Source organism: Novosphingobium jiangmenense (genome assembly GCF_015694345.1).
GTDB classification, from domain to species: Bacteria; Pseudomonadota; Alphaproteobacteria; order Sphingomonadales; family Sphingomonadaceae; genus Novosphingobium; species Novosphingobium jiangmenense.
This window is the reverse complement of the sequence record NZ_JADQDC010000001.1, coordinates 225291-250465: the sequence shown is the minus strand read 5'-3', so window position 1 is coordinate 250465 and position 25175 is coordinate 225291. Positions and strand designations below refer to the sequence as shown.

The 25175-nt window shown below is 65.0% G+C and carries 24 protein-coding genes; 13 read left to right on the top strand and 11 right to left on the bottom strand.

Going from position 1 to position 25175, the window contains the following annotated elements; translation table 11 throughout:
• Positions 1-310: 310 nt before the first annotated feature.
• From I2488_RS01160 to pcaD, 9 genes are all read left to right on the top strand, one after another.
• Complete coding sequence (locus I2488_RS01160; protein WP_196273975.1) at positions 311-1525, top strand: amine dehydrogenase large subunit; 1215 nt, start codon at positions 311-313, stop codon at positions 1523-1525.
• Positions 1522-2064 (top strand): MauE/DoxX family redox-associated membrane protein, encoded by a 543-nt coding sequence (locus I2488_RS01155; RefSeq protein WP_196273974.1) that lies wholly within the window; start codon positions 1522-1524, stop codon positions 2062-2064. The genes I2488_RS01160 and I2488_RS01155 overlap by 4 nt, the downstream gene beginning before the upstream one ends.
• The gene (gene mauD, locus I2488_RS01150) at positions 2061-2669 is read left to right on the top strand and encodes a methylamine dehydrogenase accessory protein MauD (RefSeq protein ID WP_196273973.1); all 609 of its coding nucleotides are present in this window, start codon (positions 2061-2063) and stop codon (positions 2667-2669) included. Before I2488_RS01155 ends, mauD begins: the two co-directional genes overlap by 4 nt.
• A gap of 36 nt (positions 2670-2705) precedes the next feature.
• Positions 2706-3227, top strand: a complete 522-nt coding sequence (locus tag I2488_RS01145; protein ID WP_196273972.1) for a methylamine dehydrogenase light chain — start codon at positions 2706-2708, stop codon at positions 3225-3227.
• Positions 3228-3235: 8 nt separating this feature from the next.
• Complete coding sequence (locus I2488_RS01140) at positions 3236-3709, top strand: c-type cytochrome (protein WP_246465396.1); 474 nt, start codon at positions 3236-3238, stop codon at positions 3707-3709.
• 113 nt (positions 3710-3822) lie between these two features.
• Complete coding sequence (locus I2488_RS01135) at positions 3823-4539, top strand: CoA transferase subunit A (RefSeq protein WP_196273971.1); 717 nt, start codon at positions 3823-3825, stop codon at positions 4537-4539.
• Entirely contained in the window at positions 4536-5174 is a 639-nt protein-coding gene (locus I2488_RS01130) for a 3-oxoacid CoA-transferase subunit B (RefSeq protein WP_196273970.1), read from the top strand. The genes I2488_RS01135 and I2488_RS01130 overlap by 4 nt, the downstream gene beginning before the upstream one ends.
• A complete protein-coding gene (gene pcaF / locus I2488_RS01125; protein WP_196273969.1) occupies positions 5171-6376 on the top strand; it encodes a 3-oxoadipyl-CoA thiolase in 1206 nt (401 codons plus the stop codon). The genes I2488_RS01130 and pcaF overlap by 4 nt, the downstream gene beginning before the upstream one ends.
• On the top strand, positions 6373-7164 hold the full coding sequence (gene pcaD / locus I2488_RS01120) for a 3-oxoadipate enol-lactonase (RefSeq protein WP_196273968.1): 792 nt from the start codon (positions 6373-6375) through the stop codon (positions 7162-7164). The genes pcaF and pcaD overlap by 4 nt, the downstream gene beginning before the upstream one ends.
• On the opposite strand, the gene I2488_RS01115 is transcribed toward pcaD, so the two are convergent.
• Complete coding sequence (locus tag I2488_RS01115; protein ID WP_196273967.1) at positions 7145-8044, bottom strand: LysR family transcriptional regulator; 900 nt, start codon at positions 8042-8044, stop codon at positions 7145-7147. The two genes, pcaD and I2488_RS01115, sit on opposite strands and share 20 nt — an antisense overlap.
• 74 nt (positions 8045-8118) lie before the next feature.
• Between I2488_RS01115 and I2488_RS01110 the strand changes: the two genes are divergently transcribed.
• From I2488_RS01110 to I2488_RS01100, 3 genes are read left to right on the top strand one after another with little or no spacing between them, the layout of a single operon-like run.
• Positions 8119-9282, top strand: coding sequence for a muconate cycloisomerase family protein (locus I2488_RS01110; RefSeq protein WP_196273966.1), 1164 nt, complete (start codon positions 8119-8121; stop codon positions 9280-9282).
• A 3-nt stretch (positions 9283-9285) separates the two neighbouring features.
• Entirely contained in the window at positions 9286-9576 is a 291-nt protein-coding gene (gene catC, locus I2488_RS01105; protein WP_196273965.1) for a muconolactone Delta-isomerase, read from the top strand.
• A gap of 26 nt (positions 9577-9602) precedes the next feature.
• A complete protein-coding gene (locus I2488_RS01100; RefSeq protein WP_196273964.1) occupies positions 9603-10499 on the top strand; it encodes a dioxygenase family protein in 897 nt (298 codons plus the stop codon).
• 55 nt (positions 10500-10554) lie between these two features.
• Here I2488_RS01100 and I2488_RS01095 read toward each other — a convergent pair whose 3' ends face one another.
• The 10 genes from I2488_RS01095 to I2488_RS01050 all read right to left on the bottom strand — a co-directional run bounded on the left by I2488_RS01095 (position 10555) and on the right by I2488_RS01050 (position 24547).
• Positions 10555-11103 carry a nuclear transport factor 2 family protein gene (locus I2488_RS01095; RefSeq protein ID WP_246465395.1) on the bottom strand — a complete coding sequence of 183 codons (549 nt, stop codon included), beginning with the start codon at positions 11101-11103 and terminating at the stop codon, positions 10555-10557.
• A 144-nt stretch (positions 11104-11247) separates the two neighbouring features.
• Positions 11248-11853, bottom strand: a complete 606-nt coding sequence (locus tag I2488_RS01090) for a TetR/AcrR family transcriptional regulator C-terminal domain-containing protein (protein WP_196273963.1) — start codon at positions 11851-11853, stop codon at positions 11248-11250.
• Positions 11854-11999: 146 nt separating this feature from the next.
• Positions 12000-12596, bottom strand: a complete 597-nt coding sequence (locus I2488_RS01085; RefSeq protein ID WP_196273962.1) for an FMN-dependent NADH-azoreductase — start codon at positions 12594-12596, stop codon at positions 12000-12002.
• Between the two features lie 8 nt (positions 12597-12604).
• Positions 12605-13849 carry an aspartate aminotransferase family protein gene (locus I2488_RS01080; RefSeq protein ID WP_196273961.1) on the bottom strand — a complete coding sequence of 415 codons (1245 nt, stop codon included), beginning with the start codon at positions 13847-13849 and terminating at the stop codon, positions 12605-12607.
• 24 nt (positions 13850-13873) lie between these two features.
• Complete coding sequence (locus I2488_RS01075) at positions 13874-16393, bottom strand: TonB-dependent receptor (RefSeq protein ID WP_196273960.1); 2520 nt, start codon at positions 16391-16393, stop codon at positions 13874-13876.
• Positions 16394-16586: 193 nt separating this feature from the next.
• Entirely contained in the window at positions 16587-17573 is a 987-nt protein-coding gene (locus I2488_RS01070; protein ID WP_196273959.1) for a phosphotransferase, read from the bottom strand.
• Positions 17563-18801: an acyl-CoA dehydrogenase family protein gene (locus tag I2488_RS01065; protein WP_196273958.1), complete on the bottom strand. Its 1239-nt coding sequence runs from the start codon at positions 18799-18801 to the stop codon at positions 17563-17565. Before I2488_RS01065 ends, I2488_RS01070 begins: the two co-directional genes overlap by 11 nt.
• 35 nt (positions 18802-18836) lie before the next feature.
• Complete coding sequence (locus tag I2488_RS01060) at positions 18837-20303, bottom strand: amidase family protein (RefSeq protein WP_196273957.1); 1467 nt, start codon at positions 20301-20303, stop codon at positions 18837-18839.
• A 1-nt stretch (position 20304) separates the two neighbouring features.
• The gene (locus I2488_RS01055; RefSeq protein WP_196273956.1) at positions 20305-21534 is read right to left on the bottom strand and encodes an acyl-CoA dehydrogenase family protein; all 1230 of its coding nucleotides are present in this window, start codon (positions 21532-21534) and stop codon (positions 20305-20307) included.
• 439 nt (positions 21535-21973) lie between these two features.
• Positions 21974-24547: a TonB-dependent receptor gene (locus tag I2488_RS01050; protein ID WP_246465394.1), complete on the bottom strand. Its 2574-nt coding sequence runs from the start codon at positions 24545-24547 to the stop codon at positions 21974-21976.
• Positions 24548-24747: 200 nt separating this feature from the next.
• Here I2488_RS01050 and I2488_RS01045 point away from each other — a divergent pair, with 200 nt between their 5' ends.
• On the top strand, positions 24748-25167 hold the full coding sequence (locus tag I2488_RS01045; protein WP_196273954.1) for a MarR family winged helix-turn-helix transcriptional regulator: 420 nt from the start codon (positions 24748-24750) through the stop codon (positions 25165-25167).
• Positions 25168-25175 lie beyond the last annotated feature (8 nt).

The window sequence follows — 25175 nt, the reverse complement described above, 5'->3', positions numbered from 1 at the left end:
TGCATCTCCTGGCCGCCGTCGCTGCGACCTGCCCTTCTGGGACAGCATCGCGCGCTTTGCCGCTATCCGTTACGCGCAGGGTGCTATACGTTTCGCGCCGGAATCACCGGGCCGGAAAAGGCCGCAATCATCCTGAACCAAAGGGCACGGCACCAAAACCCGCGCAATTCCGGCAATCGCGTTTCGCGCTATTCCGTCAACGCAGCGACTGTCCGGTTTCGGCAAGCCAATGGCATTGAATTGGACAGCGATTTCCTCAAGTTTGCTGCCGTTGCGAAATGCTCAGGCTGCGGGGGAGCACGAGGGTAAGATGCGTTCACTACGAAACGGGATGCTGGCTGCGGGCCTTGGAGCGGCATTCGTGATGACCTCATCCGTCTGCGCCGCCCCCAGGAAAGCGCCGGCCGCACCGAAAGTGCCCGAACTGGCGGCCGAAGACGTGACCGTTGTCGAACTGAAAGACCGCATGCCCGCACACTGGCTGGTGGTGAACGACGTGGTCTTCACGCACCTGCTCGATGGTCGGGCGTATATCGTCGATGCCGACAAGGGCACCTATCTCGGCATGGTGCCGGGTGGCCACTCGCACGCGGGCGTGCAGTTTTCGCCTGACGGCGCCAACCTGCTCATGCCCGGCACGTTCTTTGCCCGAGGGAGCCGGGGCGAGCGGACGGACGTGATCACCTGGTTTGCACTGAAGGATCTCATGCCGGGACCCGAGGTGGTGATACCGCCCAAGCGGATGCAAGCCTTGCCGCTGCTTTCGTCGATCCCGCTGACCGACGACGGGCGGTTCATGCTGATCTTCAATTTCACGCCCGAGCAGTCCATGACCGTGGTCGATGCGCAGGCGAAGAAGCTGGTTGGCGAATTCGAAACGCCGGGATGCGCGCTGGCGCACATGACCGGGGCACGTAGCTTCATGATGCAGTGCGCCGATGGCAGCCTGCAATCGGCCACGCTGGACGAAAGCGGGGTGATCACGCTTGGTGCCACCACCGATCCCCTGTTCGATCGCGATGACCCCGCCACCGACAAGCCGGTGCGCGTGGGGAATTCTCGCTGGCTGTTCATCACCTTTGCGGGCGCGGTGACCGAAGTTGACAACGCCAGTGGCACGCCGGTTGCCGGCGCGCGGTGGAGGCTGACCGGCCCCGGTGAACAAGGCTGGCGCCCCGGCGGCCTGCAGCCCTACGCCTTCCATGCTCCCAGCGGCCTGCTCTATGTGCTGATGCATGAAGGCGGTCCGGGCACGCACAAGCATCCCGGGACCGAGATCTGGGTGTTCGACGTGGCCAGGCAGCAGCGCATTGCACGCCTGCCGATCGAGACGCCGGCCACAGCGATAGAGATCAGCAAGGATGCCGATCCGCTGCTCTACACCGCGCTGTTCGGTTCCGGCACGGTCGTCGTGCGCAAGCCTGCGGATGCATCGGTCCTGCGCAAGATCGAAGGACTGGGCAACGACATTTCCGTCCTGCAGGCTCCGCCCGTCGCTGCGCCCGCTGCAGGAGCGGCGAAGTGAGCGATCCGGTCATCCTGTGGCTCGGCGCCATCGGGCTTGGCGCGCTGTTCGTGATGTCTGCGGTACACAAGCTGCGGGACCTGCGGCACTTTGCCGGCTCGATCGCCGGATATGATCTCGTGCCTCGTGGTCTGGCGCCTGCCGTGGCCCCGGTCCTGGCTTTTGCCGAACTGGCGGCCGGTCTTGCATCGCTTGCTACCCCGCTTGCGCAGGTGCCGGGCCGTTTCGGCACCCTCGCCTGTGCGACGATCCTGCTGGGCTATGCCGGCGCGATCGGCTTGAACATTGCCCGGGGCAATACCGCGATCGATTGCGGCTGCTTCGGCTTTGGTGCGCGCGGACCGGGTTTGCGACGCGGGATGGTGGTGCGCAATCTCGCGCTCGCCGCGCTGGCCCTGCCGGCATTGTGGCCGACACCTGCGCGCGATCTCGTGTGGCTCGATGGCTTGACTCTCATCGGTGGACTGGCCGTGCTGGCGCTGATCCACACTGCGGGCGAGACCGCGCTCAATCTTCCGACGAGGGAGCTCACAGCATGACAAATGCCGTTGTTGCAGCGCTGATAGCGCTTTGGGTTCTGGTAATCGGGCTGTGCCTCATCGTGTTCGCTCTGTTGCGGCAGGTGGGCATGCTGCACGAACGACTTGGCCCGGTCGGCGCGCTGGTCATGCCGGGCGGGCCGTCGGTGGGCGATGCAGCCCCCACGTTCGAACTCGCCGCCGTTGACGGACGCCCGGTTCGACTGGGCGGCCCCAGCACCCAGCCCTTGACGCTGCTGTTCTTCCTTTCGCCAACCTGCCCGGTGTGCAAGGCGATGTTGCCGTTGATCCGCTCGATCGAGCGCGAGCAGCGCGGTGCCTTGCGGGTGGTGCTGGCAAGCGATGGCGATTTGCCCGCACAGCTGGCCATGATCAAGCGCGAACGGCTGGAGGCTTATCCGCTGGTGCTCTCCACCCCGCTTGGCCTTGCCTACCAGGTGTCAAAGCTGCCGCATGCGGTGTTGATCGATAACGCCGGCACGATCGTCGCCAAGGGTCTCATCAACAACCGCGAACATCTCGAAAGCCTGTTCGAAGCGCACCGCATGGGGGTGGGCTCGCTGCAGGACCTTGCAGCGCGCGGACTTCAGGAGGCGGCCGAGTGAGCGCCGCCGGATCGACATTTCACGGGGATATCGAACATGCGCAGATTTGATCGTGCGGCCGAATACCTTGCCCGCACTGCCGCGCGCAGCACGTCGCGCCGCGGATTCATCGGCCGACTGGGCGCGTTCGTGACGGCAACCGGGGCGGCGACGCTCCTGCCGGTATCACGCGTCCGCGCGGAAAAGGCAGCCGTGCCCATTCAGGTTCACGAAGAGGGTGACCCCAATTCGTGCGACTACTGGCGGTATTGTGCGGTCGACGGGTTTCTCTGTTCCTGCTGCGGAGGGTCGGCATCGTCCTGCCCGCCGGGCACGGAGCCATCGCCGATCACCTGGCTCGGCACTTGTCGCAATCCGGCTGACGGACGCAACTACGTGATCAGCTACAACGATTGCTGCGGCAAGGCGGCGTGCGGACGCTGCAACTGCAGCCGGGACGAAGGCGCAACGCCGGTCTATCAGCCGAGCACAGCCAATGATCTCGACTGGTGCCTCGGCACGCAAGTGGGCGTTGCCTACCACTGCTCGCTCTCGGTCGTCACCGGGCTGGCGGACTGACAGCAGCGATGCGCGCACTGGTCCTTTCGGCTGTGGTGCTGGCGGGTGCGGCGAGCGCCGGGCAGGCGATCAGGCCTGCGGACATGGCCGCCAAACCAAGGGTCGAGATCGACTATGCCCTGCACTGCCAGGGGTGCCACCTCGCCGATGGCCGGGGCATGGCTGGCAAGGTGCCGGACTTTCGCGATTCCCTTGGTCGTTTCCTCGAGGTTCCCGGCGGTCGCGCTTACCTGGTGCAGGTGCCCGGCGTTGCCACCTCGCGGCTGGACGACGACGGCACCGCCCGCCTGCTGAACTGGCTGATCGCCAGGGTAGGACCGCCTCGCACCTGCCGCGCTGCACCATTCACCACGGCCGAAGTGGCTCGACTGCGGCGGACGTGGCTGCGCAAGGCGCGGCCTCTGCGCGATGGGCTGATGCGACAGATCGCTGCACAGCCGAACATGGCGAAGGGTGCGAAGCTGCCTGATTGCCCGGCCTGAACGCGCACTGACGATACCCCAAAGGTATCGATCATGCGAACTTCCGCCATTCTAGGCCGGTGCCATCCGGGCTAGGTGCCTTTGCCGTACCTCAAAGGAACGATGCCCCGACCATGGCCGCAAAAATCTATCCCGATCCTCGCGCAGCTCTGGAAGGCGTGCTGTTCGATGGCATGACGATCATGTCAGGTGGCTTTGGCCTGTCGGGCAATCCGGAGAGCCTTATTCCGGAGATCCGCGATTCCGGGGTGAGCGGCCTTACGGTGATCTCCAACAACGCCGGGGCGGACGGGTTCGGCCTGTGGATGCTGCTCAGGACGCGCCAGATCAAGCGGATGATTGCGTCCTACGTCGGCGACAACAAGCTGTTCGAGGAACAGTATCTTTCGGGCGAACTCGATCTCGAGCTAAACCCGCAAGGTACGCTTGCCGAACGCATCCGCGCAGGCGGCGCAGGGATCCCGGCATTCTACACCCGAACGGGCGTTGGCACGGTGGTGGCCGAGGGCAAGCCGACCGAAGTGTTCGATGGTGAGGAATATGTGCGTGAGACCTGGTTGCGCGCAGACCTTGCGATCATCAAGGCCTGGCGCGCCGATCCATCGGGCAACCTGATGTTCCGTCGCACCGCGCGCAACTTCAACCCGGTCATGGCAACGGCCGCGAAAGTCACGGTTGTGGAAGTCGAGGAAATCGTGCCGGTCGGCACCTTTGACCCCGACTGCATCCATACCCCGGGGATATATGTCGATCGCATCGTGCTTTCGACGATCAACGAGAAGCGCATCGAAAAGCTGACCACCCGACCGCGCACGGAGGCCGCACTATGAGCTGGAGCCGCGATGAAATGGCCGCCCGCGCAGCGCAGGAGCTGCGCGACGGCTATTACGTGAACCTTGGCATCGGCATCCCGACGCTGGTCGCCAACCACGTGCCTGCCGGCATCAACGTTACCCTGCAATCCGAGAACGGGATGCTCGGCATCGGCCCCTTCCCCTATGAAGGCGAGGCTGACCCCGACCTGATCAATGCCGGCAAGCAGACGGTTACGGCCCTGCCCGACAGCAGCTTCTTCTCCAGCGCCGAAAGCTTCGCCATGATCCGTGGCGGGCACATCGACATGGCTGTGCTCGGCGCGATGGAAGTGGCCGCCAACGGCGATCTCGCCAACTGGACGATCCCCGGCAAGATGGTGAAAGGCATGGGCGGAGCAATGGACCTTGTCGCCGGGGTCAAGCGCATCGTCGTGGTGATGGATCATTGCGCCAAGGATGGCTCGCCAAAGATCCTGCCTGCCTGCACCCTGCCCCTTACCGGACGCGGCGTTGTCGATCTGATCGTGACCGATCTTGGCGTCATTGCCGTGGACAAGGGTGCCGGGCTGAGGCTCGTGGAATGCGCCCCCGGTGTAAGCGTGGATGAGATCGTCGCACGGACCGGCGCACCGCTGCAGGTGGCGGCATGACCACCGAGGCATTCGTCTGCGATGCGGTGCGTACGCCGATCGGACGGCTTAACGGCAGCCTTTCCGCCATCCGTGCCGATGACCTTGCCGCCCTGCCGCTGCGTGCGCTGATGGAGCGCAATGGCCAGGTGGACTGGGCTGCGCTCGACGACGTGCTGCTGGGTTGCGCCAATCAGGCGGGCGAGGACAATCGCAACCTCGCGCGCATGGCGGTGCTGTTGGCAGGCCTGCCCGAGACGGTGCCGGGTGCCACGATCAACCGCCTGTGCGGATCGGGCATGAATGCAGTGGGCCTTGCCGCGCAGGCCGTCCGCGGCGGCGATGCCGACCTGCTCATCGCCGGCGGCGCGGAAAGCATGACCCGTGCGCCCTATGTGCTGGGCAAGGCGGGCAGCGCCTTCGGGCGTGACCAGAAGATCGAGGACACCACGCTGGGCTGGCGCTTTGTCAACCCGGCGATGAAGCAGACCCATGGCGTCGACACCATGCCGCAGACAGCGGAGAACGTCGCGGTAGAATGGCAGGTCAGCCGCGAGGAGCAGGACCGCTTTGCCCTCGCCAGCCAGCAGAAGACGGCTGCAGCGCAGCTCGGAGGGCGTCTCGAGCGAGAGATCGTTCCGGTCTGCGTACCGGCGGGCAAGGGCGACACGCGCCTGTTTGCGCAGGACGAACACCCCCGCGCCACCACGCTCGAAGCGCTTGCCACGCTGCGCCCGGTGGTCCACGCCCAAGGCACGGTGACGGCAGGCAATGCTTCGGGCCTGAACGATGGTGCCGCCGCGATGATCGTGGCGAGCGAACGCGCGGCTGCCGGCAACGGTCTCACCCCCCGCGCGCGGATCGTCGGCATGGCCTCGGCAGGGGTTGCGCCGCGTGTGATGGGCATCGGTCCGGTCGATGCCGCGCGCCGCCTGTTCGCGCGCACCGGCCTGACCATGGCCCAGATGGACGTGATCGAACTCAACGAGGCGTTCGCGGCACAGGCCATACCGGTCCTGCGCGAACTCGGCGCCGATCCTTTCGACCCGCGCGTGAACCCGAACGGCGGCGCGATTGCGCTTGGCCATCCGCTGGGCATGTCGGGTGCAAGACTGGTGCAGACGGCGGTCGAGGAATTGCAAGTCACTGGCGGTCGGCTTGCCCTTGCCATGATGTGCGTGGGCGTGGGCCAGGGCATTGCCATGATTCTGGAGCGGGTATGACGGTGCAGACGCTGACGATCGTCACCGACGATGGAGTTCGCCTGGCGGTCGAGGTGTACGGCCCGGAAAGCGCGCCCGTGCTGCTCCTGTCAAATTCGCTGGGCACGACGATGGCGATGTGGGACCCGCAGCTGGCAGACCTTTCGGCCCGTTATCGCGTGGTTCGCCACGACGGGCGCGGTCAGGGGCAGTCCACCTGCCCGCCGGGCGCCGCTTCGATGGATCGGCTGGGCCGCGATGCGCTGACCGTGCTTGATGCGCTGGGCGCCGCGCGCGCGCATTTCTGCGGTCTCTCGATGGGGGGGATGGTCGGCCAGTGGCTTGCCACGCATGCCCCGGAACGGCTGCTGCGGCTGGTGCTGGCCAACACTTCAGCCTGCATGGCTCCGGCTGCGGCATGGCAGGCCCGGCTTGAGGGCGTACTGTCCCACGGCATGGGGCCTCTGGCGCAGGCCTCGCTGGAACGCTGGTTCACCCCGGCCTTCCTTGCTGCCGAGCCTGAACAGGCCGAATGGATCCGGCAGATGCTGCTTGCCAACGATCCGCAAGGCTATGCCGCCTGCTGCGCCGCGATTCGCGATATGGACCAGCGGCGGACTGCCGCGCTGAACACCGTGCCGACGCTGGTGATCGCGGGCCAGGCGGACCCGGCAACTTCGGTGGCCGATGCGCAGTTCCTCGTCGATGCCGCAGGTGATGCCCGCCTGGTTACCCTGCCGGCGGCGCACCTTTCGAACGTGGAGTGCCCGCAGCAGTTCACGCAGGCCGTTATCGACCACCTGGGTTAGGCCACGTTTCGCGCCCGGCCGCAAGAAAGGCACGCGCAGCGCGGCTGCTGTCGGTTGCGCGCTGGCTGAGGATCACCGGTGAAATCGCGCCGATCCCTGCAAGCGGCCGATAGACAATGCTCCCGTGGCGGGTCTGGCTCAGGGCCTCGGGCACGATCGCCACGCCTTCGCCAATGGCCACCAGCCCCAGCGCCGTCTGCACTTCGCGGACCTCGCGGGTGGACGAGGGCACGATCGCATTGCGTGCGAGTATCGCCAGCACCTGATCGGCATAGCTCGGCCTCGGCTGGCTCGGATAGAGAATCAGACGCTCTGCCTCCAGCGCGGCAATCGGGACGGCTTCGCCGCCAAGCGCGAGCGGGGAATCGGCAGGGATTGCCACCAGGAGCGGCTCTTCCAGCAGCACTTCGCGCGCAATGGCAGGATCATCGATCGCAACACGGCCCAGGCCGGCATCGATCCGCCCGGTCTTGAGCGCTGCGACCTGTTCAAGCGTGATCATCTCGACCAGTTCGACTTCGACTTCGGGCATCATCGCGCGAAAGCGCCTGATCATTCTGGGCATGTCGCCATGCAGGATCGAACCGACCACGCCCACCGCGAAACGCGGGCGGCGCGCCTGTTTCCAGCGCTTCATCATCGGCTTGATCTGATCGAGCGCGGCGACGACCGGGGCCGCCTGTTCAAACAGCAGGCGCCCCGCTTCGGTAAGCTGCACGGGGCGTGTGCCGCGTTCGAACAGATCGACGCCGAGCTCGATCTCGAGATCGCGGATCTGGCGGCTCAATGGCGGTTGCGAGACGCCGAGATGGTCGGCTGCGCGGGTGAAGCCGCGCTGTTCGACCACGGCGAGGAAGTAACGCAAGTGCCGAATCTCCATGATACCTCCAAGGTATGATCCCTCACGGAAGTAGTCTTTCCCCGAACCGCGCGCAAAGCCTAGTCATCCCACGCATGGATCTGCCCAAATATCCGACTATTCGTGCGATCGAGACGATCATCCTCGATCTCCCGACCATTCGCCCCCACGTGCTGGCGATGGCGACGATGCATTCGCAGGTGATCTGCCTGGTGCGGATAACCTGCTCTGACGGTATCGTCGGGATCGGCGAGGCGACGACGATCGGCGGGCTGGCCTATGGCCCCGAAAGCCCCGAGACGATCAAGCTGGCGATCGACACCTACTTCGCCCCGCTGCTCGAAGGAAGCGATGCCACCCGACCGGCGGCAGCCATGGCAACGCTGGCGCGGCACGTCGTCGGCAACAACTTCGCCAAGTGTGCGATCGAGACGGCCCTGCTGGACGCGCAGGGCAAGCGGCTAGGCTTGCCCGTGAGCGAACTCGTCGGCGGGCGGCGGGTCGATGCCCTGCCCGTGCTCTGGACCCTGGCGAGCGGCGATACCGCGCGCGATATAGCCGAGGCGGAGCATATGCTGGGCATCGCCCGCCACAACGCGTTCAAGCTGAAGATCGGAAAGCGTCCTCTGGCCGAAGACGTGGCCCATGTCGGCGCGATAAAGGCGGCGCTCGGCAGCCGCGCTTCGGTGCGTGTCGATGTCAACATGGCATGGGACGAGCCGACGGCGCGGCGCGGCCTGGCCATGCTGGCCGATGTGGGCTGCGATCTGGTGGAGCAGCCGATCGTGCGCCACAACCGCGACGGCATGGCGCGGCTGGTCGCGCTCGGCCTGGTTCCGGTGATGGCGGACGAAAGCCTGAGCGGCCCGGCCAGCGCGATGGATTTCGCCCGCGCTGCAGCTGCCGATGTCTTTGCGGTCAAGATCGAGCAGTCGGGCGGACTCGATGCAGCGCGGGCGGTTGCACAGATCGGCCATGCCGCCGGGATCGCGCTCTATGGCGGCACGATGCTGGAAGGCGCGATCGGCACGATCGCCTCGGCCCATGCCTTTGCCACGTTCCCCGCGCTTGAATGGGGCACCGAATTGTTCGGACCGCTGTTACTTACCGAGGAAATCCTCGAAGAGCCGCTCGTTTATCGCGACTTCGCGCTGGGGGTGCCGACTGGCCCCGGCCTTGGCATTGCGCTGGACGAGGATCGCGTCGCACGCTTCCGGCGTGATCGCTCCACCACTCAATTCGCCCTGCAAGGAGTCTGACCGATGCTGTTCCAGGTTGAGATGACCGTGAACATCCCTCTCGACTTCGACAAGGCCGAGGCCGAGCGGATCAAGGCGGTGGAGAAAGCCTACAGCCAGGAACTGCAGGCCAGCGGCGAATGGCGGCACATCTGGCGCGTGGCCGGACTCTACGCCAACGTCTCGATCTTCGATGTCGCCAGCAACGAGCGGCTGCACGAGATCCTGATCGGCCTGCCGCTCTATCCCTTCATGGCCATCAAGGTGACGCCGCTGTGCCGCCACCCCTCTTCCATTCGCGACGACGATCGCTGAAACCACAAGATAACGGGAGCCACGAGATGCCTGCGAACTTTGCCAGCACCGAAACCGTCCAGAAGCTGCTCGATCGCGCCAGCGGCCTTGATGTCGAGGGCGGCAACCCGCGCCTCAAGGCGATCATGCGCGATCTGCTACAGGCGACAGCGGACATCATCGTCAAGCACGACATCAGCGAGAGCGAATTCTGGCAGGCGGCCAGGTACCTCGCCGACGGTGCGGGCGAGATCGGCCTGATCATCCCGGGTATCGGCCTCGAGCACTTCCTTGATCTCTACATGGATGCCAAGGATGCAGAAGCCGGCCTGACCGGCGGTACGCCCCGCACCATCGAAGGCCCGCTCTACGTTGCCGGTGCCCCGCTGGTCGATGGCACCACGGAGGTTGACCTCACTTCCGACCCCGACGACACCGACACCCTGCACATGACCGGCACGGTCACCGGACCCGATGGCGAGCCGGTGCAGGATGTCATCCTCCACGTGTGGCATGCCAACAGCCAGGGCTGGTATTCGCACTTCGATCCCACGCGCGAGCAGACCCCGTTCAACAACCGCCGCCGCATCAAGTTGCCAGCCGATGGCCGTTATGCTTTCCGCTCGAAGATGCCGCACGGCTATTCCGTGCCGCCGGGCGGGGCAACCGACGTGCTGATGCAGGCGCTGGGCCGCCATGGCAACCGCCCGGCCCATGTCCACTTCTTTGTCGAGGCTCCCGGCTATCGCACGCTGACGACGCAGATCAACTTCGGCGACGATCCCTTTGCGGCCGACGACTTTGCCTTCGGTACGCGCGAGGGATTGCTGCCGGTGCCCAGCCGCCAGGGCGACACGGCTCACATCGCGTTCGATTTCCGGCTGCAGCGCGCCCGTACCGACGCGGACCAGACCTTCTCCCTGCGCACCCGCGCACAAGGCTGAGACACAGGTCGCGAGATGACGAGGGGAGCGGCGTTCGCCGCCGCTCCCCTTTCGGTCATTCCACGGCCATGAGCACCGAATTGCCGATCAGGGTGTGCGCCCAGCCATCGGGCAAGGCGCCGATGAACAGGTTCTCGGTACGATAGCGCGCAATCTTCCACCCGCCATCGGTGCGCCGGAACGTAACCCGCAGGCGGCTCGACCGGATCAGCGCCGAACCATCGTCATGCACCCACGGCTGGAATTGCACCCAGGTTCCCTCCGCATGGTCCTCGCGAAGGTCGTAGATCTGTTCCGAGGTGAGGTAGTGGGTGTTGAATATCTGGCGAGGCGTCGCAGCCGCGAAAAAGCGCCGCATGTGCGCTGCGATCTTCGCCGGACCGCGATGTTCCCCGAACTGCGCACCATGTGCGCCGCCTACGCCCTGCCATACGCCATCATCGGCAAACAGCCTGCCGATTGCCTCGGCACGCTGATCGGCATCCATCCCGGGCTCGGGCAAGGGCACGTCGCAGAGAAACAGATACCGGGCCAGCAACCGGCGAACGGCTGCTTCGGCTTCCAGCAGGGCCACGCGTCGCTGCAGGTTTGCCAGCTCGTCCAAAATCGTCCTCCCATGCATACCTGCAAAATGGACTAGCGCGGCTGGCATGGGTGTCCATGCAGGTGCCCACCGACGGGGCAGAACGTTACGCGTTCAGGCCAGGGATTGCGCAGACCGGCGGAAGAATGCGAGGCCGGTCTCGCCTCAGCGGGCCCCAAGGCTTTCGATGCGCTGGGTCATCGTCCGGGCGAGGACGAGTCTCAGGCCGTTGATCAACGCATCAAGGGCGAAATGGAACGCTTCCTCGTGGTCATAGGTCTCCGATGGCCGATCAGACCGATGCCGCTCGCTGTCCTCATGCAACTGCCAGCCAACCATGAAACGGGTGATCAGCTTCGCCCCGTAAACCGCGTGCTCCTCGGAAAAGCCCGCTTCGCGCAGCGGCTTTGACAGCAGATCGCGAGGTTCGGTCGGAAGCGAGGCGGCCACCAGACGCGCCCCGTCGCGATACTTCAGGACCGCTTCATAGCTGCACTGGGCTATCGCCTTGAGCCATTCGTCCCAGGGTTCGCCCGGGTGCGGCTGACGCAGAACCGGCAGGAGGATCGCCGCGGCCATATGGTCAAGCAGAACGGCCTTGCTGGGGAAGTGCCGATAGAGCGCCGGCCCTTCGACGCCGAGGTAATCACCGAGACGCCGGGTCGTGAACTTGTCGAGGCCAATCTGGTCGAGCAAGGCCAGACCCGCATCGACTATGGCATCGCGCGTCAGCGTTGCCTTCTTCTCGGGTTCACTGGTCTTCCGGTTCATTGACGCCTCGCTCGGCCTCGGCTGCACCTGCATCAGCCTTCAGCGGTCCGCGCGTTAGCACCAGAAACCTGGCAAGTAACCCGGTATTCCACCCGCTTTATCGGGCAGGGCGGGAAGGGGCGAATTTCACCCCTTCCCTTGCACGGTCACAACGCCGCGATCTCTGCCTTCGCTGCGGCGATCGAAGCAGCGCGGGCCTCGGGGCCGAACCCGATCTTGTCCGCGCGCACGATCGTCAGGTCGGTCACGCCGAGCAAGCCGAAGAACACGCGGAGCAGGCTTTCCTGATGCTCTGCCGGATCACTTTCGCCATACATCCCGCCTTGCGAGGAAGCGATGATAACGCGGGTGCTGCCGGCCAGTCCCTTGGGACCGGCTTCGGAATAAGTGAAGGCCACGCCCGGCACGGCCAGCCGGTCGAGCCAGGCCTTGAGCTGCGAGGGGACGGAGAAGTTGTACATCGGCGCACCGATCACCGCCACATCCGCTGACATGAACTGCCGGAGATGGGCAAGCTCGGCCGGTGCCGCGGCCTTCATCGCATCGCTCTGCGCGTCGGGCGGAAGCCGCAGGGCTCCTCCCGCCACTGCATCGAGGTGGTCCAGCGGGCTTGCAGCGAGGTCCAGCCGCTCGACAACCGCTCCGGGTGTCTTTGCCGCCAGTTGGGCGACAATGGCCGAAGTCAGCTCGCGGCTGACAGACTCTTCGCCTGACGTTGAACTGTCGATATGCAGGATCTTCATTGCTTACCTCACTGGTTGATATTGCGAACTTCGAAGAGCGCCTGAGCGAAAGCTTCGAGCAGAAGGTCGGCCTGGGCTGCGCGGATCACGAGCGGCGGACGGATCTTGAGTGCGGCATTGCTCCGGCCGGCTGTGCCGATGAGCACGCCCGCACCGCGCAGGGCGTTGACGATGGCCGTGGCGACATCGGCCGAGGTGGTCTGCACGCCGATGAACAGGCCGGCCCCGCGCAGGTCCGTCAGCAGTGGCGAGGCGGCGACCATCGGCCCAAGTCCCGCCATCAGGCGCTGTCCGATCCGCCGGGCGTTCCCGATCAGGCCCTCGTCCTCGATCACGTCAAGCGTGGCAAGCGCCGCCGCGCAGGAGACCGAGCTTCCGCCGAAGGTGTTGAAGTAGCGCTGATTGCGCGCAAAGGTGCGGGCGATCTCGTCACGCATGACAAGCGCGGCAACGGGCTGGCCGTTGCCCATGGGCTTGCCGGTGCTGATCAGGTCGGGCACCACGCCGTGCCGCGCAAAGCCCCACATGCCGGCGCCGGTCCGGCCGAAGCCGGGTTGCACCTCGTCTGCAATGAACAGCCCGCCGGCCTTGCGAACCGCATCCACGCCACCGGCCAGAAAGCCCGGAGGGTCTGCGATCGCACCATCACTGCCGAAGATCGTATCGACGAGCAGCGCAGCCGGACGCACGCCCTCGCTCTCCATCCTGGCGATGGCATCGCCGACCAGTGCCGCGAACTGCTCCGGGCCGCATTGTCCCTCGGGCATCCGGATCGGATAGACATGCTGCCCAAGCGGCAGGCCGGTCACCGGCGACATGCCCTGCAGCAGGTCGGACGTGCCGTGGTACGCGCCATCGGTGACGATCACGCCGCGCGCACCCGTCGCCATGCGGCTGATGCGGATGGCCAGGTCGTTCGCCTCGCTGCCGGAATTGGTCAGGATCACCTTGCCCAGCGCATCGGGCAAAGTTGCCAGGAGCCGCTCTGCCAGCAGGACGGGCTCTTCGGTGAGATAGCGGGTATGCGTGTTCAGGAGGCTGGCCTGCCGCGCCATCGCAGCCACGATGCGGGGATGGCAATGCCCCGCGACCGGAACATTGTTGTAGGCATCGAGATAGCGCCGCCCGGCAACGTCCTCGATCCAGCAGCCTTGCGCCCGCACAACGTGTACCGGCTCCTCATAGAACAGCCGGTAACTGGGCGAGAGCACGCGCTCGCGCCGGGCAAGCAGTTGGCTCGTGTCGGAATGCATCTGCTTGCCCGGCCCCGCCCCGGATCAGAAGTTGCGCGTCAGGGTCAGCGCCCACTGGCGCGGTGCTCCCGGCGAGGCCGATGTCTGCCCTGACTGCTGCGACTGATCGAACCGGGTGTTCTCGTAGTACCGGTTGCCGAGGTTGGTCACCTCGAGCGCCACGCCCCAGTTGCGGTCCTTCGACTTCCAGGCGAGCCGTGCAGAAGCGAGGAAGTAGCCCTCGATCCGGTTGGTCGGTGCGTTGAACGCTTCGGTGAAAACGTGGCTCTGGTATGATCCATCGGCCCGGAGCGTGAGCAGCCCGGCGTCGCCATTCAGGATGTCATACTGGATGCCGGCAGCCCCCTTCCACTTCGGCGTGAACGGAGTGACCATGTTCAGTGCGATGAAAGTCGCAGGATCGGTCCGCTTGTACTGGAAATCGAGGTAGCTGCCGGAAAGATCGAGCGACAGGCGCTCGGTCGGATAGGCCGAGAGCTCGACTTCCAGGCCTTTGACCTTTGCCGTGCCGGCGTTGTTCGGCTGGAAGCACGGGGCAATCGGGCAGGCCAGCACGTTCAGGATGATGTCTTTGTAATCATTGACGAAGCCGGCGACGTTGAAACGGACGCGACGGTCGAACAGATCGGACTTGAAACCGATTTCGTACGACGTGATCGTCTCGGGCCTGAACGACTTGAGCTGACCCACGTCGAACGGCACGCCGTTCACCGGATCGATCTGTCCGTTGGCAACCGGCAGGATCGTGCCCGGCGCAAAGAACGGACGCGGGTTGACGCCGCCGGCGCGGTAGCCGGTCGAAACCTGGCCATAGACCAGCACCTCGTCCGAGAACCGGTAGTCCAGCGCTACGCGCCAATCCAGACGCTTGCCTTCGTAGCCATCCGTCAGGCCGTTCAGGCCGAGCAGCGCGCAATTGGGCGCGTTGGCCGGATCGAACGGGGCGCGACCGGGCAGGCAGGGCGTGCTCGGGATCGTGCCATCGGGATTGGAGCGGAAGTATTCCTGCGTCTTGCGGTCCCAGGTGTGGCGCACGCCACCCGAGATGCGCAGGGCATCGGTCAACTGGTAGTCGCCGTTGAGGAACAGCGCAGTCGACTTGCTGACGCTGTCCTCAGGCCCCTGGTTGAAGTTCAGGCCGACATAGGTCAGCGCAAGGCGTGCGGAGAAGGTCGCCGTGTTGCGGAAGTGGAAAGCCCCCGCCGTCAGGTTAAGCTTGCCGTCCATCAGCCTGGCATTGGCACGCAGTTCCTGGCTGAACTGCCAGTTCCGGAGCTTCTGCAGGGAAAGCTGGTTCATCACCGGACTGCCATCGGCATCTGATGCGAAGGTCGCTGTATAGTCGCGATAGGCGGTGACCGAGCGGACCTCCAGGTTCTCGGAAACGTCCCACTTCACATTGCCGGACAGGCCATAGCTGTCGAGGTGCGAAATGATCGGGATGCTGAACGGGGTGAACGGGTCCTGCCCGGTGGGCTGGCGCGTATCGGTGAAGGTCGAATAGGTCCAGTAGCGGTTACGGCCCGCGCTATCGCATGAATTGGGGCCATAAGGCACGAAACGGCAGTCGAACGGCACTGGCGGCGTGGCACGGTTGCCATCGTCGATCGTCAGTCGCGGATTGTTGGCAAAACGCAGGACGTCGCCGCCGGCTTCGGAACGGTCGCGCGTCAGATCGCCGATCAGGCTGACATCGAGATTGCTCGCCGGAACCCAGCGCAGATAGAGTCGACCGGCCGCCAGGGATTGTCCGCCAAGCGTGCCGAGTTGGCAACCGTCACCGAGGTTGGGCGATGCCGGAACCCCCGAACCCGGATGGGTGCAGGCATAGTCCATTCGCTTGATGAAGCCGTCACGGCTGCGCGAAACCGCAGAAACGCGGGCAAACAGCTTTTCCGGCGCAATAGTGAAATCGGCCACGGCCCGCGCGTCGAAGCGGTTGTAGGCGCCGCCGGTAACCGAAACCATGCCCCCGTCGTCACCACTGGGCGCCTTGGAGAACATCTTCACCGCGCCACCAATGGAGTTGCGCCCCGCGAGCGTCCCTTGCGGCCCGCGCAGCACTTCGACGCGATCGAGATCGAGCAGTTCGACCAGCGAACCCGTAATCGTGGCGTAGTATACGTCATCGACGTAGATTCCGACGCCGGGCTCCAGCGCCGGGATGAAGTCGGACTGGCCGACGCCGCGGATGAAGGCCAGCATGGTCGAGCCGAAGGCCTGGCCCTGAGGAGCGAGCGTGACGCTGGGGGCCTGGCGGGCGACTTCGTAGACATTGGTCTGGTTGCGCGCTTCCAGCATCGTTCCCGTGACCGCAGTGATCGCGATCGGGGTGTCCTGCAACCGCTCGCTGCGCAGCGTCGCGGTAACGACGATTTCCGGAGCGAGATTGCCGCCCTGCGCGGGCGGTGCGGCGGCATCCTGGGCGCGGACCTCCTGCGCCAGCGCCTGCGCCGATGCGAGGGCTGCGACCAAGCCGATCGCCGAAGCGCCGAGGCGCAGAACCTTAGAACCGCATTCTACCGCTCGATCCTGGAATGTCATGTCTTTCCCCCCTTGGTTTTCAAGAAGCCGTTCTCGTTCCTGCGACCTTCGATCCACCATTTTTGATTGTTGCGATCTGGTTTGCGTTAGCATTGCTATCATAGCCATTGTTTCGCGAAAAGAACAATTTTCGATGCCCTGATCTGCCCCTGCAGCTTCGGGAACCGGACCGCTGGTGACGTGTCCCGGATCGCTATGCGAAGCGCGCGTCCAACTTCTCGGCAAACGCAATCCGCCAACCGAAGTAGCTGTTGTCGAATCCGGCAAAATGTTGGGATTTCGGCGCTTTCCGCTGATAGAACGCAGTCATGACGACGTTCTGGACAATCCGCGCGGCAACAAGTGGCGGGACCAAACGGCGCTCGCCCGGCGACAACGGAGAGATGACATCATACCCGGCGGTGAACGCCTCCATCATGCGCTCGGCGCTGTCGGGATGATGCATCTGGCCAACCAGGGCGATGGCGATGTCACATGCTCGCGCCGTGTGAATCGCATCGCCGAAATCGATGATTCCCGTCGGCACGTCGTCGTTGTTGCTATCAACGATAACATTGCGCGCGTTAAGATCGTTATGGCCGAATTGCATCGGCAGCATTTCCAGCTGCGCACCTGTTTCACCGGCGAACCGTTCGATGAATGGCATGACAAAGTGCGCGAAGGGAACCTCGGGCAACGAAGCCGCAACTTCCCGAAGTTCCGGTCTGCGGCGAAGGTCCCAGATCAGCCGCCGGTGCATGGCCGGATGACTGAAGTCGCGCAGAGCAAGGGCCAGGCGTGCCGCCAGCACCCCGCAGCCGTGCGCCTGTCGGGCACTTCGCACGCTGTCCATCATCGGCCTGCCTGGCATGAAGCTGTACAGCACCGCGAAGCGTTGCCCGCCTCGCCCGTCCGGCAAGCGGACGACCGGTTCCCCGCCCGAGGCCAGCGCAAGACGGGGAACCGGAAGATCAGGCGCATTCGCTTCAAGATGACGCAGGACTTCGGACAGCATTTCTGCTTCGTCGAGCGGCGTCTCCGGCGCGAACACCTTGAGCACGAATGCGCCACCTGCGGCCGAGACCCGGAAGTTCTCGTCGCGCTCTGCGGTCAGAGTCGCGATTCGACCGACAAGGCCGTAGTGCTGGGCAAGGATTCCTGCGGCACCGTGCAACCCAAAGGTCAGGCCTTCAGCCGGCACGATCCAGCAGCTTCAGCTTCGCCAGCTGGATACCCGTGTTCTCGCGCTGGAGCACGGGGTGGGTGCGCAGGACGGCAATATTGCGCAGAATCCGCCCGATCGGCATGCCCTGCTTGGCAGAGGCGGTCGTGCCTGCGGTGCGGTAGATCAGGTCGATGGCCTGCCACGAAAGCTCGACGCAACGCTGCGCAATCATCGTCAGTTGCAGGCCCTTGGCCGTGTCGAACGGCACGCCCTCGTCCTGCGCGGCCTGCGCGAATGCCATGTAGTCCTCGCCCGACTTCACCATGGCTGCCTCGGCCGTCAGCACGAGCGACAGCGCCTCGCCATAATACTGCTGCGCGACGGGGTCGTGGCAGCGCTCGCGGAACGGCGGAACCATCGACTTCTTGGTGACGAGCAGATCTTCGTAGATGTCGAGCGCGCCCCGCGCCGCACCCACCGCCACGGCGGCAGTCTCTCCGATCAGGAACGGACCGATCAGGCCGGCGTACATCGGGTTGTCGTGCAGCGGTACGTTCACGTCGAGCGGTTCGGCACCCCGCGCCATGCCTCCCACTGCCAGCGCGCGATGGTCGGGCACGAAAAGGTCGGTCACGGTCACCCGCTTCGAACCCGTGCCGCGCATGCCCATCACGAACCAGTCGTCCTCGATCGTGCAATCGGCCATGTCGACCAGCAACTGGACGAGCGTTTCGCCTTCATCGCCTTCGACCCGGGCAAGGCCCATGAAGTGCGTGCCAAGATCGCAGCCCGACGCCGAAACCCAGCTGTGCGTGATGCGGTATCCGCCGCTGACCCGGGTTGCGGTGCCGAGCGGGGTCAACGCGCCGGGGCAGCGCACTTCCCCATGGGTTCCGTAAATTTCCATCTGTGTTTCAGCGGGATAACGTGACAGGAGCAGAGGGTGCCCACCCACCAGCGACGTGACCCAGCCGGTTTCGCTGCAACCACGGGCGATCTCCATGACGACCTGGTAGAATGTGGCAAGGTCGAACTCGTAGCCCCCGAACATGCGCGGCTGCACCATCCGGAAAAAGCCGCCTTCGACGAGGGCATCGGCAACAGCCTGCGGCACGCGGCCGCCACTTTCGCATTCGGCTTGCGATGCGCGCAGCAGCGGGCGCAAGGCTCGCGCGCGTTCGAGCATGCGCCGGGGGGTGAGGCCCGGCTCGGGCTGCGGGACGGACTTCGGAAGCACGGCAGCTTCGGAGGCGATGGTAGCCATCTTGAGGATCCTTCGTGAAATGGTGTCAGGGCCGCTCAGGCAAGAGCCGGAGGGGCGCGGAAGCGGTAGCCGAGCTCTGCCTCGAGCAGCGCGGCAAGGCGGATCGGCGTGCGATCCTCCATTGCCGGGCCAATCAGCTGCAGCCCGAGCGGAAGTTCTCCAACTCCGCGGGGCACAGGCACAACTGTCGAGGGCAGATCGGCAACTGTGGCCAGACTCGGCCATGACAATTGCGACAGATAGACATGGTCCGCGCCATCAAAGCGGCGGCGCCGATGCAACTGCGCTCCGATCCCCTCGCCAGAGAGATCATGCTCGAAAGCCGTTGTCGGGAAGACCGGGCAGACGATCACGTCCCATGACTGGAAGAAGGTGCGCCATGCCGCCTTGAGCGCCATCCGCGCCTGGGCCAGCGCTTGGATCGACGGACCGGCACCGCTGGCACACTGTTCCAGCACATCGGCATACCAGAGTGCGTCGTGGCCGAGCGTGGCGCGTTCGGGCTCGCCGACGCGGAAATCCTGGCCGCCCAGAACAATCGAGAACAGGCTGCGAAGATAGGTTTCCAGCGAGGATGCCGGATCAAAGCCGGGCCGGGCCGTTGTTGAAACCGTTGCGCCCGTGGCGGACAGGGCATCGGCGAGGCTGTCCAGCGCGGCCCTGGTCTCGGCGCTGGCGGCATAGGGCAGCTCCCCGGTCCAGATGGCGACGCGGAAGTCGGCCAGTCGTTCATGGCGGCTGGCCGGAACCTGCGGACCGGCGCGGGTCAGGGCGTCCAGCCCAAGTTCGAGGTCCGCCGCGTTGCGCGCCATGGGGCCGGCCACCGACAGTTCGGGCTCCACCGGCACTCCGGGCATGGGTGGAACGTGCCCGAGCGTGGGGATCAGCCCGTAGCTTCCCTTGTGGCCGAACAGTCCGCACATATGCGCCGGAATGCGGATCGATCCGCCAATGTCGCTGCCCAACTCGAGCGAGGTCAGTCCGGTGGCCAGCGCGGCAGCCGCGCCGCCGGAGGACCCGCCGACCGTACGCGAAAGATCCCAGGGATTGCGGGTGAGGCCATAGATCGGATTGGCCGTCTGATGGTCGGCCCCACCGATCGGCACGTTGGTCTTCCCGAAGATGACCGCACCTTCCGCACGCAGACGGGCAACGGGCTGCGAGTCCTCGGCCGAGACGTTGTCGGCAAGGAACGGGAGGCCGACCGTGGTGCGCATGCCCTGCGCGCCCCAGGTTTCCTTGACCGTCATCGGCAGGCCGCCCAGCAGGCCACCCAGCAGGCCGCTTGCCTCCTGCGCGCTCTTCGCATCGAAACGGCGCGCTGCCGCCCGCGCCCGGTCGACGTCAAGCGCAACCACCGCGTTGATCGGAGGATTAACCTGCGCGACGCGCGCCAGATGGAGATCGAGCAGTTCCTCGGCGCCGATCTCGCCACGACGCAGCATTGCCACCAGGTCCGTCGCCCGCGCCAGGGCCAGATCGCTCTCCTGCACTGCGGCCATCTCAGTTTGCCTCCGCAAAGGCTGTCCGGCCAACGGCGTGGGCAACATCTTCGAGTTGCAGGACGGCATGGGTGCGCAGCACGTTCAGGTTGCGCAGGATACGGGTCAGCGGATGCCCTTCGCGCGCGGCGGTTGACGTGCCGCCGGCGTGGAAGATCAACTGGAAGGCCTCCCAGCCCAGCTGGACCGAATGGACCGCGATCGAGCGCAGGCGAAGAGCGCGCATCGGATCGAACTCCACGCCATCACGCACCTCGCGGGCGTAATCCATGAATTCGTGCCCTGCCTGGACCAGCGCCGCCTCGGCAGTGGACACGAGACGGAAGGCGGTGCCGTAGTTGCGTTGATGAACCGGATCGGTGCACTTTTCACGATAGGGAGGATAGGCCGATTTCTTCGTGCGCAGAATTTCCTCGTAGTGGTCGAGCGCGGCGCGGGCCGTGCCGACTGCAACGCAGGCCGTCTGGCTCACCAGAAACGGCGAGAGCGCGCTGGAATACATCGGATTGTCATTGGTCTTGCAGGCCAGATCGAGCGGCTCGGCCCCGCGCATCATGCCGTGGCAACGCATCACGCGGTGCTCGGGCACGAACAGATCGTTGACGATGACGCGCTTCGACCCGGTGCCGCGCATGCCGATCACGTTCCAGTCGTCGACGATCTCGAAGTCCTTGCGGTCGATCAGGATCTGCGCGGGTTGCGGGCCCTCCTTTGCCTCGATCATCACCAGCGGCATGAAGTGGGTCGAAATGTCGCACCCCGATCCGTTCTGCCATGCAGCGGTAACGCGATAGCCGCCCGGCACGGGAACGGCCTTGCCCGGAGGGGCAAACGAGCCGGACGCGCGAAATTCGCCGGTTGCACCATAGGCCTCGAACTGCGCCTGCTCAGGAAAACGTGCGAGCACCATCGGCTGACCGGAGACCAGCGCCATGACCCAGCCCACGTCGGTGCTGCCGCGCGCAAGCTCCATCATCACCTTGTAGAAGGTCGGCACGTCGAACTCGAGGCCACCGAAGTTACGCGGCTGAACGATGCGGAAGAAACCGGCGGCATCGAGTTCTTCCATCAGGTCTTGCGGCAGGCGCCCTTGACGCTCGGCCTCTTCCTCCATGGCCCGGAGCCGTGGGCGGAGTTCCTGCGCCTTCGCCAGGAGATCCCTGGCAGTCAGCCCGGCGTACGTACCGACAAGGGACGCTCTCTCCACGCGATCAACCGCTGCAGTTGCCATTACGCTCTACTCCTCCAACCGGCCCGTTAACACTGATAACAAGCAGTTTGTTATCAACGCTAACTTGACCGGTCAAGGGCGTGCGGGCGGCTGGCCTGCACGCGAGCCGCAATGAAGTTACCAATGCTGGGGAATCATCGCACGCGGGAGGCGGCCCCTGGCGAGTCAGCGGCGATTTACGATCGCCAAAGCTGACCGCGAAACGGCCCGCGGGACCACAACCCGCCTTGTCGCTGTGCTCGAAATCGGTCCGCCTGTTGGCCGCGGACGGGGAACGAGACTGCCCGAGCCTCAAGAAGATTGGTCGCAGCAGCCGGCAAAGCCCCGCCTGTCGCGGTCGTTTCAGTCTGGTTCAGGCTATAGACTCATGATCAAACCGCGCCGGCTACCGGCACAGGTGGGTGGGCGCGGACCTGTACGGCCCGCGCCTCCCTCCGGATCAGAACGTGCGGCGGACCGAGACCGACCAGGTACGCGGGCGGCCCGGAGCGCCAGACGCGGTACCCGCGCCGAACGCTTCCTGAAGCAGCGTGTTGAAGTAGTACTTGTTGGTCAGGTTCTGCACCTCGAGCGTGACGCCCCAGGTCTTCTCGTCCGACTGCCAGCCCACCCGCGCGTTGGCGAGGAAGTAGCCGTCGATGCGGTTCGACAGGCGCAGCGTGGTGATCGGGCCACCGCCGCCGGCATTGCTGAACGGCGAAGGCGTGACCGGGCTGTTGGCCGCAACCGTGCTGCTGACCGGCAGGCTGTCGATGTTGGCCGCCTCGGTATAGATCTTCGACTGGTAGGCACCGTCGAGACGCAGCGTGACCACGCCCTTGAGGACGTCGGGAATGTCGTACTGCACGCCGAACGCCGCCTTCCACTTCGGCGTATAGGGCGTCACGTCCTTCAGCGTCACGCCGGTCGAGAGCGTGTCGACGTTCTGGTACTGGAAGTCGAGATAGCTGAGCGAACCGTCGATGGTGAAGTTGTCGATCGGACGGATCAGGGTTTCGACTTCGAAGCCCTTCACGTGCGCCGAACCGACGTTCGAGGGACGCAGACAGGGCGTGGCCTGTGAGCTGCCGCCCGGGCCTGCCGTGGCAAGATCGAGGCAGTTCACGCTCGACAGGATGATGTTCTTGTAATCGTTGAAGAAAGCCGAGACGTTCAGGCGCAGCTTGCGGTCGAACAGGTCGGACTTGAAGCCCGCTTCATAGGCCGTGATCGTCTCGGGCTTGAAGGCGGTTGCCTGGCTCGGGAAGAACGGACGCGGGTTGACGCCGCCGGCGCGGTAGCCGGTCGAGACTTGCGCGTAGAACAGGAACTCGGGGCTGAAGCGATAGTCCGCCGCAACGCGCCAGTCGACGCGGCTGTCGCGGAAGCTCGCCTTCAAACCGTTCAGGCCGAAGAGAAGGCAGTTGGGCTGGTTGCCAAGCCCGGTCGGGCCAGCGGTCGGCGCGCCGAGGAAGAAGTTGCACGGTCCCTGGATGGCGGTGCCATCGGGATTGCGGCGGACATAGCCGTAGTCCTTCTCATCCCAGGACTGGCGGATGCCGCCGGTGAGGTTCGCCGCATCGCTCAGCGCATAAGTGAAGTTGGCGAAGAGCGCCTTGTTCTTGGCGGGCGTGGGGTCAGGACCGTGCAGGAAGTCGATCCCGGCGTAGTTCAGGTTGATGCGGCCGGTGAAGGTGCCGCGCGTGTCGAAGTAGAAGCCGCCGACGGTAAAATCGAGCTTGTCGTCGAGCACCTTGCCCGACAGGCGCAGCTCCTGGCTCCACTGGCGGTTCTTCTGGGTCTGGTTGAGGTTGTTGTTGGCAATCGGCGAGCCGTCCGAGTCATAGGACCAGTCGGCGGTGTACTTGCGCCACGAGGTGATCGACTTGAGCTTGAGCTGGTCGGACAGGTCGACATCGATGGTCAGCGCCGCGCCGTAGTTGTCGAGATCCGAGTGCGGATCGTTGAACGTCGGCTTGTAGGGCATCTGGCTGTCCGGCCGCGCCGGATCGGCGTAGGTCGCGTAGGAGATGTAGCGGCGGTCGTAGCCGGTGATCGTGTCGCAGCTGTTCACGCCATTGGGCACGAAGGCGCAGTTGAGCGGGATGCCCGCGCCGTTGGTGCCGACCAGGAACGGGCGACCGCCGGTGAAGGTGGCGTTGGGGCCATCGAACACCGCCGAAGTGTTGGCATAGAGCAGGACGTTGGCGCCGGGTTCGTTGCGCTCACGGGTATAGTCGCCCGAAAGGTTGATATCGATGGTGTCGGTCGGCTGCCAGCGCAGCGAGACCTTGCCCGCAGCGTAGGATTGCCCGCCAAGCGTGCCCAGCACCGGATCCGCGCCCTTGGCGAAGGTCGGCACGTTGGTGCCGGGATGCGTCAGGTTGTAGTCGAGGAGCTTGACGAAACCGTCGCTGTTCTTGGTAACGCCGGCCACGCGCATGAACAGGTTGCTGCCCAGCTTCACGTCGAACAGGCCGCGTGCATCGAGGCGATTGAAGCGGCCATAGGTCACTTCGATCGAACCGGTGTTGCTGCCTTCGGGCTTCTTCGAATAGAGCTTGATCGAACCACCCAGCGAGTTGCGTCCGGCAAGCGTACCCTGCGGCCCGCGCAGCACTTCGACGCGATCGAGGTCGGTCAGGTCAAGCAGCGAGCCCGTCAGCGTCGGCAGGTAGACATCGTCGATGTACATGCCCACGCCCGGTTCGAGCGCGAAGTTCGGATCGGTTTGGCCGACGCCGCGGATGAAGGCGATGATGCCCGGCCCGAGTTCCTGGCCCTGGGGTTTGAGCGTGACGTTCGGCGCCTGCGCCGCGATTTCCGAGACGTTGGTCTGCCCGCGCGATTCCAGCAGCTCACCGCTCACCGCCGTGATCGCCAGCGGCGTATCCTGCAGGTTCTGCGCGCGGAACTGCGCGGTCACGACGATTTCGTCGGTGGTTGGCGTCTTTTCCTCGGCGGCGTCCTGCGCGAAGGCCGTACCGGAAAGCGAAAGGGCAAGCAGGCTCGCGCCCGCGCGAAGCAGTTTCATCATCCTCTCCTCCCAACGTGGCATCCGGTTGAGACCGAAAGGCTTTTCACCTGATGGCACGCTCCGATTTTTCGGATCGCGGCCTTTGGTCGGAATGCCAGCGTTACAGGGAGTATGCCCGATTTTGTGTTATGGTCAATAGCATAAAAAGATAGAAATGTGCGGCCGGGTTGTTGATGAAAATTCCCAGCGGCGATGCTATGAGCCGCGCGATGCGGCACCCACTCGATCCGATGCTAGGCTTCCACCTGGTGAGAACGGCCAATCTGGCGCTTCGTGCTGTCAACGCCGCCTATGGCGATCTCGGCATCCGTCATCCCGACGGCGCCGTGCTTCTTGTCATCGATGCCAATCCGGGCATCACCCAGAGCAGCATCGGCAGGCTGCTCAACATCCAGAGGTCCAATATCGCGCCGATGGTCTCGCGGCTGGTCGATCGCGGCTGGCTCGAGCGGCGACCGGGCAAAGGCAAGACCATCGGCATGTTCCTGACCGAGTCCGGCCAGCGCATCATGCCGGCGATTCACGCCGCATCGACGGCAGGCGAGAACATGATCACGACTTCGATCGGCGCGGACGCCTACGCCGCCACGCTGGAGACCCTCAAACGCCTCCGCTGACGGACCAA

Bases quoted from the DNA above. Each gene is read 5' to 3' on its own strand.
- mauD (WP_196273973.1), top strand. From the start codon at position 2,061: ATGACAAATGCCGTTGTTGCAGCGCTGATAGCGCTTTGGGTTCTGGTA.
- pcaF (WP_196273969.1), top strand. From the start codon at position 5,171: ATGACCACCGAGGCATTCGTCTGCGATGCGGTGCGTACGCCGATCGGA.
- I2488_RS01085 (WP_196273962.1), bottom strand. From the start codon at position 12,596: ATGAAGATCCTGCATATCGACAGTTCAACGTCAGGCGAAGAGTCTGTC.
- I2488_RS01045 (WP_196273954.1), top strand. From the start codon at position 24,748: ATGAGCCGCGCGATGCGGCACCCACTCGATCCGATGCTAGGCTTCCAC.
- pcaD (WP_196273968.1), top strand. From the start codon at position 6,373: ATGACGGTGCAGACGCTGACGATCGTCACCGACGATGGAGTTCGCCTG.
- I2488_RS01110 (WP_196273966.1), top strand. From the start codon at position 8,119: ATGGATCTGCCCAAATATCCGACTATTCGTGCGATCGAGACGATCATC.
- I2488_RS01140 (WP_246465396.1), top strand. From the start codon at position 3,236: ATGCGCGCACTGGTCCTTTCGGCTGTGGTGCTGGCGGGTGCGGCGAGC.
- I2488_RS01060 (WP_196273957.1), bottom strand. From the start codon at position 20,303: ATGGCCGCAGTGCAGGAGAGCGATCTGGCCCTGGCGCGGGCGACGGAC.
- I2488_RS01075 (WP_196273960.1), bottom strand. From the start codon at position 16,393: ATGACATTCCAGGATCGAGCGGTAGAATGCGGTTCTAAGGTTCTGCGC.
- I2488_RS01100 (WP_196273964.1), top strand. From the start codon at position 9,603: ATGCCTGCGAACTTTGCCAGCACCGAAACCGTCCAGAAGCTGCTCGAT.
- I2488_RS01130 (WP_196273970.1), top strand. From the start codon at position 4,536: ATGAGCTGGAGCCGCGATGAAATGGCCGCCCGCGCAGCGCAGGAGCTG.
- I2488_RS01135 (WP_196273971.1), top strand. From the start codon at position 3,823: ATGGCCGCAAAAATCTATCCCGATCCTCGCGCAGCTCTGGAAGGCGTG.
- I2488_RS01145 (WP_196273972.1), top strand. From the start codon at position 2,706: ATGCGCAGATTTGATCGTGCGGCCGAATACCTTGCCCGCACTGCCGCG.
- I2488_RS01055 (WP_196273956.1), bottom strand. From the start codon at position 21,534: ATGGCAACTGCAGCGGTTGATCGCGTGGAGAGAGCGTCCCTTGTCGGT.
- I2488_RS01050 (WP_246465394.1), bottom strand. From the start codon at position 24,547: ATGAAACTGCTTCGCGCGGGCGCGAGCCTGCTTGCCCTTTCGCTTTCC.
- catC (WP_196273965.1), top strand. From the start codon at position 9,286: ATGCTGTTCCAGGTTGAGATGACCGTGAACATCCCTCTCGACTTCGAC.
- I2488_RS01080 (WP_196273961.1), bottom strand. From the start codon at position 13,849: ATGCATTCCGACACGAGCCAACTGCTTGCCCGGCGCGAGCGCGTGCTC.
- I2488_RS01115 (WP_196273967.1), bottom strand. From the start codon at position 8,044: ATGGAGATTCGGCACTTGCGTTACTTCCTCGCCGTGGTCGAACAGCGC.
- I2488_RS01065 (WP_196273958.1), bottom strand. From the start codon at position 18,801: ATGGCTACCATCGCCTCCGAAGCTGCCGTGCTTCCGAAGTCCGTCCCG.
- I2488_RS01160 (WP_196273975.1), top strand. From the start codon at position 311: ATGCGTTCACTACGAAACGGGATGCTGGCTGCGGGCCTTGGAGCGGCA.
- I2488_RS01090 (WP_196273963.1), bottom strand. From the start codon at position 11,853: ATGAACCGGAAGACCAGTGAACCCGAGAAGAAGGCAACGCTGACGCGC.